The following is a 13,634-nucleotide window of genomic DNA, read 5'->3' on the forward strand; positions in this document are numbered from 1 at the left end:
TGGTCGCGGGCCGGTCATCAGGTCGTTGCGTCCGGAGGGACGGCGGGGCCGGACGGATCCGTGACGATGTCCGCCAGCCAGGACTCCACCGCCGCCGCGGTGGTGCCGGCGTGGTCCTCCATCATCGAGTAGTGGTTTCCGGCCACTTCGACGGTCGTGCCGACGTGCTCGGGCGGTGCCGCGCGTCCGTCGCCGTCCGTTGCGCCGGCCGCCGGCATGGGCTCGCCCGCCCGCACGAGCAGGGTCGGCGCGGCGATCTCCGGCGCGGCCCAGTCGTCGAACAGGTGCATGTAGCGGCCCATCGCGGTGAGCTGTTCGCCGCCGGACCTCATGAAGTCCAGGCGCTGCGACTGCGCTTGGGCCATGGCGTTGAGCACCTGGCGGTCGAAGGGGATCTCGCGGCTGAAGCTGTCGACCATCACCACGGCCGCGGGCTTCTCGCCCATGGCCTCCAGGCGGGCCGCCACGCCGTGGGCGATCCAGCCGCCCGAGGAGTAGCCGAGCAGGACGACGGGCTTGCCGCCGGCGCATTCCAGCACGGTCCGCGCGTGCAGGCTGAGCACGGCCTCCACGTCGGAGGGGACCGGCTCGCCCTTCTCGTAGCCGGGGTGGGTCAGCGCCCACATGTCCATCCGGTCGCGGAAGGGTGCGGCGAACCGGGCGTACTGGTGCGCCCCGGCCGGTACGACGTACGGCGAGAAGCACATCAGTGCGAAGGGCCGGTCGCCCTGCGAGAACCGCACCGGGGCGGGCGGCCGGTCCAGTTCCTCGGGCCGCTCGAAGGAGCGCCGGAAGCGGGCCGCATCCATGAGCATGCCCATGGCCTCGGCGGCCGTGCCGTTCTCGCTCGCGTGCTGGTAGAGCTGCACCAGCATGTCGGCCGGCCTCTCCTCCTCCGCGGCGGCGCCGCGGCCGGCGCCGCCGAGCCGCGTCAGCAGGTGCTTGGCGAGCCTGGCGGGCGTGGGGTGGTCGAAGGCCAGTCCTGCGGGCAGCTTGAGACCGGTCGCGGCCGACAGGCGCCGCCGCAGGTCGATCGCGGTGAGCGAGTCGAAGCCCAGCTCCAGGAACTGCGCGGTGGGCGGCACGTCCTCGGCCGACGCGTGGCCGAGGACGACGGCGCTCTGGGAGCGGATGTGCTCCAGCAGCCGCTCCTCCTGCCCGGCCGGGGCGAGTCCGGCGAGTTCGGCCGCCAGGCCCGCTTCGGCGCCGGTCTCCTCGCCGGCGGCCTGCTCGGCCTCCAGGAGCCGCTGTACGTCCGGGAGGTCGGCCAGCAGCGGGCTGGGCCGTCCGACGGTGAAGGCGGGCAGGAACTTCTCCCAGTCGATCGGGGCGACGGTCAGGGCCGCCTCGTCGTGCTCGACCGCCTGGCGCAGTGCGGAGATGGCCAGCTCGGGGGGCATGAAGCCCAGGCCCCGCTTCTCGCCGCGCTCCTGGACCGCGTCGTCGACCATGCCGCCGCCGGCCCAGCCGCCCCAGGCGACCGAGGTCGCGGTCAGGCCGCGGGCCCGCCGCCGCAGTGCCAGCGCGTCGAGGAAGGCGTTGGCGGAGGCGTAGGAGGCCTGTCCGCCGCTGCCCCAGACGCCGGCGCCGGAGGCGAAGAGGACGAAGGCGTCCAGGTCACGGCCGTCGAGCAGCTCGTCCAGGTGGACGGCACCGGTGACCTTGGAGGCCGCGGCCTCGGCGAACTCGTCGAGGCCGGCGTGGGCCAGCATGGACGACCGTGCCGTACCGGCGGCGTGCAGCACCGCGGTGAGCGGGTGCCGGTCCTCGATGCCGGCGAGCAGCCGCGCGACCGCGTCGCGGTCGGCGATGTCGCAGACGGCGATAGTGACTTCGGCGCCCAGTGCGGTCAGCTCCGCGTGCAGTTCCTGCGCTCCGGGGGCGTCGGGCCCGCTCCTGCTGGTCAGGACCAGGTGCTCGGCGCCCGCCCCGGCGAGCCAGCGGGCGAGGTTGCGGCCCACGCCGCCGGTGCCGCCGGTGACCAGGACGGTGCCGCGGGGCCGCCACGGCGTGGCGGGCTCCGCGTCGGCGGGCCGTGCGCGGACCATGCGCCGGCCGAACACGCCGTCGGCGCGTACGGCGAGCTGGTCCTCGTCATGCTGGGCCAGCACTCCGGCCAGGCGGCGCAGTGCGTGCTCGTCCAGCGCCTCGGGCAGGTCGACCAGGCCGCCCCAGCGCCGGGGCAGTTCCAGTGCCGCGACGATGCCCAGGCCCCACAGCTGTGCCTGGTCGGCGTCGCGCAGCGGGTCGGAGGCGCCGGTGGACACGGCGCCGCGGGTCGCGCACCACAGCGGTGCCTGGACGTCGAGGTCGCCCAGTGCCTGCAGCAGGGTCACGGTCGCGGCGAGGCTCGCGGACAGCGTCGGGTGGGCCGGGTGCCGGCCGGGTGCGAGGCCGAGCATCGAGAGGACTCCGGCGGGCTGTTCGGTGCCGAGCTCCTCGGCGAGCCGGTTCGCGGCGTCCGCGCGGTCGCAGTCGACGGGGAGTTCGACGACCCGCACCTTGGCGCCGTGGGCGCCGAGCACGCCGACGACGCAGGGCGCCCACTCCTCGTCGGCGAGTCCGGCGGGGAGGACGGCGAGCCACAGGCCGTCCAGGTCCGGGGCCGCCGGGGCGTCGGTCAGCTGCCGGAAGGCGACTCGGTAGCGCCAGCCGTCCACCGTGGACTTCTCTTGGCTGCGGCGGCGCCAGGCGGACAGCACCGGCAGCGCCGGGCCGATGAGGGCGGCGTCGTCCGCCCCGAGCTCACCGGCGAGCCCGGGCAGGTCCGTGTTCTCGACCAGTTCCCAGAAGCGGGCCTCGACCGGGTCGGCGCCCGCGGGCACCGGGTCGGCGCCCTCCAGCCAGTACCGCTGCCGCTGGAACGCGTACGTCGGCAGGTCCACGCGCTGTTCGGGGTGCCCCGCGAAGGGGACCGTCCAGTCCACGTGCACGCCGTTGACGTGCAGTTCGGCCACGGAGCGCAGGAAGCGGTCCATGCCGCCCTGGTCCCTGCGCAGCGACGCGCCGGTCACGGCGTCGGCGCCTGCCTCCTCCGCGATCTCCTGCACGGCACCGGCCAGCAGCGGGTGCGGGCTGCACTCGACGAACACCCCGTGCCCGTCGTCCAGCAGCGTCCGTACGGTCTGCTCGAACTCCACCGTGCGGCGGGCGTTGCGGTACCAGTACTCGGCGTCCAGGGTGGCGGTGTCCAGCACCGCGCCGGTCACCGTGGAGTAGAAGGGGACGTCCCCCGTGCGCGGCGCGACCGGGGCCAGCAGCTCCAGCAGCTCCGAGCGCAGACTCTCGACCTGGGCGGAGTGCCCGGCGCCGGTGGCGCCGCGGACCTTGCGCACGCGGACGCCTTCGCCTTCGAGCTCCGCCAGCAGTTCGTCGACCGCGCCGGGCTCCCCGGAGACGGTCAGGGCTGCGGGCCCGTTGACGGCGGCGACCGACAGCCGGTCCCCGTACTTCTCCAGCCTCGCGCGGGCCCGGTCGGCGGGCATCGCGACCGCGAGCATCGCGCCCTTGCCGATGAGCTTGGTGAGCGTGCGGCTGCGCAGGGCCACGATCCGGGCCGCGTCGTCCAGCGTCAGCGCCCCCGCGACGTACGCGGCGGCGACCTCGCCCTGCGAGTGGCCGACGACGGCGGCGGGCGTCACTCCGTAGGAGCGCCACAGGGCGGCCAGCGACACCATCACCGTGAACAGCGCGGGCTGGGCGACCTCCACGTCCGCCATGCCCGGCGCGCCCGGCTCGGCGCGCAGGACGTCGAGCAGCGGCCAGTCGAGATAGGGGGCGAAGGCCTCGGCGCAGGCCTTCGCCTGCTCGGCGAAGACCGGGGAGGTCTCCAGCAGTTCCGCGGCCATTCCGGTCCACTGCGAGCCGTGGCCGGGGAAGACGAGCACGACCTTGCCGGAGGCCGTGGTGGAGCCCTGGACCACGGTGTCCGCGGGCTCGCCCTCGGCGAGCGCCGCGAGCCCGGCCCGCAGTTCGTGCCGGTCGCGGCCGACGACCACGGCCCGCTGCTCAAGCTGCGTCCGCGTGGTGACGAGGGCGCGGCCCACGTCGGGCAGGGAGAGGTCTTCGGTGCGGTCGAGGTGGTTCAGCAGCCGGCGGGCCTGCTCGCGCAGGGCCCGCGCGGACTTCGCGGACAGGGCCCACGGGAACACGTCCACGGCCTGGGCGGTGGCGGTGTCGTCCGGGGTTGCGCGGGTCTGCTCGTCCTCGGCGGCGGGCCCGGTCTCCGGGGCCTGCTCGATGATGGTGTGCACGTTGGTGCCGCTCATGCCGAACGAGGAGACGGCGGCGCGCCGCGGCCTGCCCCGGTCGGGCCAGGCGGTCTGCTCGGTCAGCAGGCGTACGTTCCCGCCGGTCCAGTCGACGTCCGGGGTCGGCTCGTCGACGTGCAGGGTCTGCGGCAGGACGCCGTTGCGGATGGCCATCACCATCTTGATGACGCCGCCGACGCCTGCGGCCGCCTGGGAGTGGCCGATGTTGGACTTCAGCGAGCCGAGCCACAGCGGGTGCGCTTCGCGCTCCTTGCCGTACGTGGCCAGCAGTGCCTGGGCCTCGATGGGGTCGCCGAGCTTGGTGCCGGTGCCGTGGGCCTCCACGGCGTCCACCTCGCCCGGGGCGAGCCGGGCGTTGGCCAGGGCCTGCCGGATCACCTGCTGCTGGGCCTTGCCGCTGGGGGCGGTCAGGCCGTTGGAGGCGCCGTCCTGGTTGACCGCGCTGCCCCGTACGACGGCCAGCACCTCGTGCCCGTTGCGGCGCGCGTCGGACAGGCGCTCGACCAGGACCAGGCCGACGCCCTCGGCGAAGCCGGTGCCGTCGGCGGTCGAGGAGAACGCCTTGCAGCGGCCGTCGGCGGACAGCGCGCGCTGCCTGCTCGACATCGTGAACGCGGACGGGCCGGCCATCACCATCACGCCACCGGCCAGCGCCATGGAGCACTCGCCGTTGCGCAGTGCCTGCACGGCGAGGTGGAGGGCGGTCAGCGAGGACGAGCACGCGGTGTCGACGGTGACCGACGGCCCCTGCAGGCCGAAGGCGTAGGAGAGGCGGCCGGTGATCACGCTGGCCGCGTTGCCGCTGGGGATGTAGCCCTCGACGCCGTCGGGCACCTTGAGCGGGCGGGCGGTGTAGTCCTGGTAGCCGGAGCCGACGAACACGCCGGTGGCAGTGGAGCGCACGGTGTGCGGGGCGATCCCGGCGCGTTCGAAGGCCTCCCACGTGGTCTCCAGCAGCAGGCGCTGCTGCGGGTCCATGGCGACGGCCTCGCGCGGGCTGATCCCGAAGACGGCGGGATCGAACTCGTCCGCGTCGTGCAGGAATCCGCCCTGGGTGGTGTACGTGGTGCCGGGGTGGTCGGGGTCCGGGTGGTAGAGCGCCTCGACGTTCCAGCCGCGGTTGCCGGGGAAGCGGGAGATCGCGTCGCGGCCGGAGGCGACCAGCTCCCACAGGTCCTCGGGCGAGCGCACGTCGCCGGGGTAGCGGCAGGCCATCCCGATGATGGCGATGGGCTCGTCCAGTACGGCGGCGGCGGCCGAGGCCGTGGCTTCCGGGTCCTCCCCGCCGGTGAGTTCGGCGAGCAGGTGGGCGGCGAGGTCCGCGGCCGTGGGGTGGTCGAAGACCAGGGTCGTGGGCAGGGCCAGGCCGGTCGCCTCGTTGATCCGGTTGCGGAGCTCCACCGCGGTCAGGGAGTCGAAGCCGAGGTCCCGGAAGGGCCGGTCGGCCTCGACCGCGCCCGCTCCGCGGTGGCCGAGGACGGCGGCGGCGTGCGTGCGCACGAGGTCCACGAGGGCGCGTTCGCGGTCCTCGGGCGACAGCCCGGCCAGGCTCCCGGCGAGCGCCCCGGAGCCGGGGCCCGTGCCGGGGGCGTCCTCCGCGAGCGTCGCGCGCACCTCGGGGAGGTCGCCGAGCAGCGGGCTGGGGCGGCCGAGGGTGAAGGGCACGATGAAGCGCGACCAGTCCACGTCGGCCACGGTCAGCAGCGTTTCGTCGCGGTCGAGTGCGCGCTGCAGGGCGGTGATCGCCGAGTCGGGGGTCATCGCGCGGAGCCCGCGGCGGCGCAGGCGCTCCTCGTCGTCCCCGTCCTCGACCATGCCTCCGTCGGCCCAGGGGCCCCAGGAGACGGCGGTCGCGGTGAGGCCCCGGCCACGGCGCTGCCGTGCGAGCCCGTCCAGGAAGGCGTTGCCGGCGGCGTAGGCGGCCTGGCCGCCGCTGCCCCAGACGCCGGAGATGGAGGAGAAGAGGACGAAGGCGTCGAGCTCCTGATCGCCCAGCAGCTCGTCCAGGTGGGCCGCGCCGCCGGCCTTCGCGGCGAGCGCGGCGGCGAAGGCGGCCGGCGTCGTGGCGTCCGTCATGCCGGCGTCGGCGACTCCGGCCGTGTGCACGACGGCGGTGAGGGTGTGCTCGGCGAGCAGGGCGGCGACGGCGTCGCGGTCGGCCACGTCGCACGCGGCGACGGTGACGCGGGCGCCGAGGGCCTCCAGTTCGGCCCGCAGGGCGGCGGCGCCCGGCGCGTCCGGGCCCCGGCGGCCGGCGAGGACGAGGTGCTCGGCGCCGTTGCGCGCCAGCCAGCGGGCGACGTGGCCGCCCAGCGCACCCGTACCGCCGGTGATCAGGACGGTGCCCCGGGGCTGCCAGCGGCCGGTGGCCGGGCGGGCCGGTGCGTGGGCGAGCCGCCGGGCGAAGACGCCGGAGGCGCGGACCGCGAGCTGGTCCTCGTCCCACCGGCCGCTCCGCGCCTGTGCCAGCACTCCGGCGAGGCGTGCGGCGGCCTGCTCGTCGACGGTCTCGGGCAGGTCGATCAGGCCGCCCCAGCGCCGGGGCAGCTCCAGGGCGACCGTGCGGCCCAGTCCCCAGACCTGGGCGTGCCGTGCGTTGCGTACGGCGTCGGAAGCGCTGACGGCCACCGCGCCCGAGGTGAGGCACCACAGCGGGGCGTCGACGCCCGCGTCGCCCAGGGCCTGGACGAGCAGCAGGGTGGGCAGCACGGGGTCGTCGGTGACGAGCAGGGACAGCACGCCGTCGACGGGTCCGAGCCCGGCCAGTTCCCCGGCCAGCCCTGCGCGGTCGCTCGCCGAGCCGACGACCAGGGTCCGCACATCGGCGCCGCGGGCGGTGAGCGCGGTGCGGACCGCGGCGATCTGCTCGTTCTCCTCCTCCGGCACGGCCAGCAGCCAGGTGCCGCCGGGGCCGGCCGGCGCGAGCTCGCCCAGGCGCTTCCACGACTCGCGGTAGCGCCAGCCTTCTGCGGCGGACCGCTCCTTGCGCTGCCGCCGCCACGACGACAGCGCCGGCAGGACGTCGCTGAGCGCGTCCTCGGCACCGACGTCCAGGGTCTCGGCGAGGGCCTGCAGGTCCTCGCGCTCCACGGTCTCCCAGAACTGCGCGTCCACCGGATCCACCGCTGCGGCAGCGGCGGCCTCCGGCGCGTCCACCCAGTACCGCTCGTGCTGGAACGCATACGTCGGCAGGTCGGTCTTCCGCGCACCGGAGTAGAAGACGTTCCAGTCCACCGCTACGCCGTGGGTGTGCAGTTGCGCGAGAGCCGTGACGAGCGCCTGGCGCTCGGGACGGTCCGCGCGCAGCAGCGGAACCGTGACGGCCGTGTCCGCGCAGCCCTGCGCCATGCCGCTCAGGACGCCGCCGGGGCCGATCTCCACGAACGTCGTCACGCCGAGGTCGGCGAGGGTCTGCACGCCGTCGGCGAAGCGGACCGCCTCGCGGACGTGCCGGACCCAGTACTCGGCCGTGTACGCGTCGACGAGCCGGCCCGTGACGTTGGAGACGACGGGGAGCTGCGGTTCCTCGAAGGTCAGTCCGCGCACCACCTGGGCGAACTCGTCGAGCATGGGGTCCATGAGCGGCGAGTGGAACGCGTGGCTGACCTTCAGCCGGGACGTCTTTCGGCCCTGCTCGGCGAAGGCCGCGGCGACCGCCAGGGCTGCCGTCTCGTCACCGGAGATCACCACCGACTGCGGCCCGTTGACCGCGGCGATGTTCACCTCGTCGGTGAGGTGCGGCAGGATCTCCTCTTCGGTGGCCTGCACGGCGACCATCGCACCGCCGGCCGGCAGCGCCTGCATCAGCGCGGCACGGGCGGACACGAGCTTGGCCGCGTCGGCGAGCGACAGCGCGCCGGCCACGTGTGCGGCCGCGATCTCGCCCACGGAGTGGCCCACGACGAAGTCGGGCCGGATGCCCCAGGATTCGAGGAGCCGGAACAGCGCCACCTCGATCGCGAACAGCGCGGGCTGGGTGCACCCGGTCTGGTGAAGCGTTTCCGCATCGACGTCGACGGGCGCGTCCAGTTGCGCGCACACCTCGTCGTAGGCCTCGGCGAAGACGGGGTAGGCCTCGTACAGCTCACGACCCATGCCGATGCGCTGCGAGCCCTGGCCGGAGAACAGGAACCCGGTCTTGCCGCCCGCCGGGCGGCCCAGCAGCACACCGGGCGACGGGGTACCGGCGGCCAAGTCACGCAGACCGTGGAGGAGTTCCTCACGGCTCTCCCCCACCACCGCGGCCCGGTGTCGCAGGGCCGCCCGGGTCGTGGCCAGCGACATTCCGACGTCCGTCGGCGATACGTCACCGTCGGTGACGGACAACAGCCGGGCCGCCTGGGCCTGCAGCGCCTCGTCGCTCTTGGCGGAGAGCACCCACGCCAGGGGGCCGGTGGCGGGAGCCCCTGCGGGCTCCTCGTCCTGGGCCGGCGCCTGTTCGAGGATGGTGTGGGCGTTGGTGCCGCTGACACCGAAGGAGGACACGGCGGCACGGCGCGGGTGGTCCGACTCCGGCCAGTCCATCGCTTCAGTCAGCAGCCGGACGTCACCGGCGGTCCAGTCCACGTGCGGCGTCGGCTCATCGACGTGCAAGGTCTGCGGCAGGACGCCATGGCGCATCGCCATGACCATCTTGATGATGCCGCCGACACCGGCCGCCGCCTGCGAGTGACCGATGTTGGACTTCAGCGACCCCAGCCACAACGGCCGTCCCTCCGGCCGCTCCCGGCCGTACGTCGCCAGCAGCGCCTGCGCCTCGATCGGGTCGCCCAGCGTCGTACCCGTACCGTGCGCCTCCACCGCGTCGACCTGGGCGGGAGACAGACCGGCCGAGGCCAGCGCCTGGCGGATGACACGCTGCTGCGCGGGCCCGTTCGGCGCCGTCAGGCCGTTGGACGCGCCGTCCTGGTTGACGGCGCTGCCGCGCACGACCGCCAGCACCCGGTGCCCGTTGCGGCGGGCGTCGGAGAGCCGCTCCACCAGGAGCATGCCGACACCCTCGGCCCAGCCGGTGCCGTCCGCCGCGGCGGCGAACGGCTTGCACCGCCCGTCCGGGGCCAGTCCGCGCTGGCGGCTGAACTCCACGAACGCGGTGGGTGTGGTCATCACCTGCACACCGCCGGCCAGCGCCATCGAGCACTCGCCGCTGCGCAGCGCCTGGATCGCCCAGTGGAGCGCCACGAGCGACGACGAGCACGCCGTGTCGACGGTGACCGCCGGGCCTTCCAGGCCGAAGGTGTAGGCGATGCGGCCGGACATCACGCTGGCCGAGTTGCCGGTCCCGACGTGGCCGTCAGAGGCCTCGCCGGCCACGCCGAGCAGGAGGTTGACGTAGTCCTGGTAGCCGGAGCCGACGAAGACACCGGTGCGGCTCCCCCGCACCGACTCGGCGTCGATGCCGGCCCGCTCGAACGTCTCCCACGTGGTCTCCAGCAGCAACCGCTGCTGCGGATCCATCGCCACGGCCTCACGCGGCGAGATCCCGAAGAACCCCGGGTCGAACTCCCCCGCCTCGTAGAGGAATCCACCGTGCCGCGCGTACGTCTTGCCCGACGCCTCCGGGTCCGGGTCGTAGATGTCCTCCACGTCCCAGCCCCGGTCCGCGGGGAACTCCCCGACCGCGTCGCCACCGGAGACCACCAGCTGCCACAGGTCCTCCGGCGAGCGCACCCCGCCCGGATACCGGCACGCCATGCCGACGATCGCGATGGGTTCCTGGTCCTTCTCCTCGACCTCGCGAAGGCGCTCCCGGACCTGGCGAAGGTCCCCGGTGACGCGCTTGAGATACTCGAGAAGCCTGTCTTCGTTGCTGCTCATCCGCCCCGTCCGTCCTCGGCTGTCGTTAAAGGTAGAGCGCCAAGAACTAGGAATTTTCTAGATCTTGATCGATCAGATCGAAGATGTCGTCGATCGTCGCGTCCTGGAGCTGCCGCTGTGCGTCAGCGGATTCCGCTCCCTGTTCCCCGGCGGAGTTCACCAGGGCCAGCAGCTCCTGCAGGCGCCTCCGCACCCCTGACCGGACCGTCTCCTCGGCGGAGGCGGCCGTCGAGATCACCGACTCCAGCCGGTCCAGTTCGCTGAAGACCGATGCCTCGGCCGCACCCGTACCGCCGGCCAGTTCGGTCCGTAGGTACCGGGCGATCGCCTCGGGCGTCGGGTGGTCGAAGACCAGGGTCGCGGGCAGGGTCAGGCCGGTGTCAGCGGTGAGCAGGTTGCGCAGCTCGACCGCCGTGAGGGAGTCGAAGCCGAGGTCCCGGAACGCCAGGTCCGGTTCCACCGCCGCCGTGCCGCTGTGGCCGAGGACGGCCGCCGCGTGCGCGCGGACCGTGTCCACGAGCAGGCGTTGCTGTTCGCCCTCGGAGAGCCCGGACAGCTTCTCCTGCAGCGCGGACGGCTCCGCGGCCCGCTCGGCGGGCTCCTCGGCCAGGGCGTCCCTGACCTCGGGCAGCTCGCTCAGCAGCACGCTCGGCCTGCTGACGGTGAACGGGACGATGAACCGCTCCCAGTCCACGTCCGCCACGGTGACCGCGCCGTCGCCGTCGCTCAGCGCACCGTGCAGCGCGGAGATCGCCCGGTCCGGCCGCAGCACGGTCAGACCGCGCTGCCGCAGCCGCTCCTCGTCCCCGGCGTCGGCGACCATCCCGCCCTCGCCCCACGGGCCCCAGGCGATCGCGGTCGCGGCGAGGCCCCGGGCCCGCCGGTGCTGCGCCAGGCCGTCGAGGAAGGCGTTCGCGGCCGAGTACGCGGCCTGCCCGCCGCCGCCCCACACCCCGGAGATGGAGGAGAAGAGGACGAAGGCGTCCAGGTCCCGGTCCCCGAGCAGTTCGTGGAGGTGTACGGCTCCGAGGGCCTTCGCGGCGACCGTCGCTGCGAAGTCGCCGAGATTCGTCTCGGCGAGCATGCCCGCTTCGGCGGTGCCGGCCGTGTGGACGACGGCGTTCACCGGGTGCTCGGCGAGCAGCGCGGCCAGCGCCTCGCGGTCGGCCACGTCACAGGCCGCGACCGTCACACGGGCGCCGAGCTCCTCCAGCTCGGACTTCAGCTCACCGGCGCCGGGCGCATCGAGGCCCCGGCGGCTGGTCAGCACGAGGTGTTTGGCGCCCGCGCCCGCCAGCCAGCGGGCGACATGGCCGCCCAGCGCACCCGTACCACCCGTGATCAGCACCGTGCCGCGCGGCGACCAGGAACGGCCGGTCCTGCCTGCGGGCAGACGGGACAGACGCCGCCCGAACACCCCGCGGTCGCGGATCGCGACCTGGTCCTCGGCCGACTGGCCGAGCACCGCGGCGAGACGGCCGGCGATCCGGTCGTCGATCGTCCCGGGCAGGTCGACGAGACCGCCCCAACGCTGCGCGTGCTCCAGCGCCGCCACCCGGCCCAGGCCCCAGACCTGGGACTGGAAGGCGTCCGCCACCTCGTCGGCGGGGCCGACGCCCATGGCGTTCCGGGTCGCGCACCACAGCGGGGCGCCGACGCCCGCGTCGCCCAGGGCCTGGACGAGCAGGACGGACAGCGCGACGCCGGTGGTCAGCGCCGCGGCCGCCGGAGCGGGCTCGCCATCGACGGCGAGCAGCGACAGGACGCCCGCCACGGTCTCGTCACCGGCTGCCCCGGCGAGCTGCGCGGCCAGGTCGTCGCGGCCGGTGGCCGGGTCGACCGGGACCGGCAGCGGAGCCAGGCCGCGGTCGGTCAGCCCGCGGAGGCAGGCGGCGACCCAGTCGTCGCCGAGCTGCGCAGCGCTGACCGGAACCAGCCATACACCGTTCCGGTCGGCCGGGCTCTCGGGGTCGGGGATCCCTTTCCAGGTGATGCCGTAGCGCCACCCGTCCACGGTGGACTGCTCCTTGCGCTGCCGCCGCCACGACGACAGCCTCGGCAGGACGTCGCTGAACGCGTCCTCGGCACGGATGTCGAGGGTGCCGGCGAGGGCCTGCAGGTCCTCGCGCTCCACGGTCTCCCAGAACTCCGCATCCACCGGGTCCGCCACGGCCGCAGCAGCAGCGGTCTCCGGCGCGTCCACCCAGTACCGCTCGTGCTGGAACGCGTACGTGGGCAGGTCGACCGTCCGGGCACCGGAGAAGAACGCGGTCCAGTCCACGGGGACGCCGTGCGTGTGCAGGTGCGCCAGGGCCGTGACGACGGCCTGCCGCTCGGGGCGGTCGGCGCGCAGGGCGGGCACGGTGACGGCCTCGTCCAGGCAGCCTTGCGCCATTCCACTGAGGACGCCGCCGGGGCCGATCTCCACGAACGTCGTGACACCCAGGTCGTGCAGGGTGCGGATGCCGTCGGCGAAGCGGACCGCTTCGCGGACGTGCCGGACCCAGTAGTCGGGGGTGTACGGCTCGGCCAGGCGGCCGGTGAGGTTGGAGACCACCGGGATCCGCGGCTCGCTGAAGGTGAGGCCGCGGACGACCTCGGCAAAGTCCTCCAGCATCGGGTCCATCAACGGCGAGTGGAAGGCATGGCTCACCTTCAGCCGCGACGTCTTACGACCCTGCTGCGTGAAGACCTCGGCGATCTCCAGCACGCTGTCCTCGGCGCCGGAAATCACCACGGACTGAGGCCCGTTGATCGCCGCAATGCCGACCCCGTCGGTCAGATGCGGCAACACCTCGTCCTCGGTCGCCTGGACCGCCACCATCGCCCCGCCAGAGGGCAGCGCCTGCATCAGCGCAGCACGGGCAGAGACCAGCTTCGCCGCGTCGTCGAGCGATAGCACCCCGGCCACATGCGCGGCCGCAATCTCGCCCACGGAGTGACCGGCCACGTAATCCGGCCGCACGCCCCAGGATTCGAGGAGCCGGAACAGCGCCACCTCGATCGCGAAGAGGGCGGGCTGCGTCGAACCCGTCCGGTTCAGCTCCTCCGAGTCGACGTCCACCGGCGCATCCAGACGCGCGCACACCTCGTCGTAGGCCTCGGCGAAGACGGGGTAGGCCTCGTACAGCTCACGACCCATGCCGATGCGCTGCGAGCCCTGGCCGGAGAACAGGAAGCCTGTCTTGCCTCCCGGCCGGCCCTGGACGACTCCGGGCGACGGCATTCCGGCGGCCAGGTAGCCCAGTCCGCGCCGGAAGTCGTCACAGCTCTCGCCGATGACCGCTGCCCTGTGGCGCAGGGTGCTCCGGGTGGTGGCGAGCGAGAAGCCGACATCGGCCGGTGACATGCCGTCCTTCACGAAGGACAGCAGTCGTCGCGCCTGATCGCGCAGGGCTGCGCTGCTCTTGGCGGAGAGCACCCACGGCAGCAGGGCCGGGGCCGGTGTGGTGATGGTTTCCTCGGCCGGTGCCGGCGGCGCCTGTTCGAGGATGGTGTGGGCGTTGGTGCCGCTGACACCGAAGGACGACACGGCGGCACGGCGCG

General features: G+C 74.1%; 2 protein-coding genes. Both read right to left on the reverse strand.

Annotated elements, in window-relative coordinates:
• Positions 1 to 17: 17 nt before the first annotated feature.
• Positions 18 to 10,088 (reverse strand): type I polyketide synthase, encoded by a 10,071-nt coding sequence (locus tag AS857_RS36645; RefSeq protein WP_058047815.1) that lies wholly within the window; start codon positions 10,086 to 10,088, stop codon positions 18 to 20.
• Between the two features lie 46 nt (positions 10,089 to 10,134).
• On the reverse strand, positions 10,135 to 13,634 hold a 3,500-nt coding region (locus AS857_RS36650; protein WP_144440937.1), incomplete at its 5' end, for an SDR family NAD(P)-dependent oxidoreductase.

This window comes from Streptomyces roseifaciens (assembly GCF_001445655.1).
Lineage (GTDB): Bacteria > Actinomycetota > Actinomycetes > Streptomycetales > Streptomycetaceae > Streptomyces > Streptomyces aureoversilis.

Coding starts and splice junctions, on each gene's coding strand:
- AS857_RS36645 (WP_058047815.1), bottom strand. CDS start 10,088: ATGAGCAGCAACGAAGACAGGCTTCTCGAGTATCTCAAGCGCGTCACC.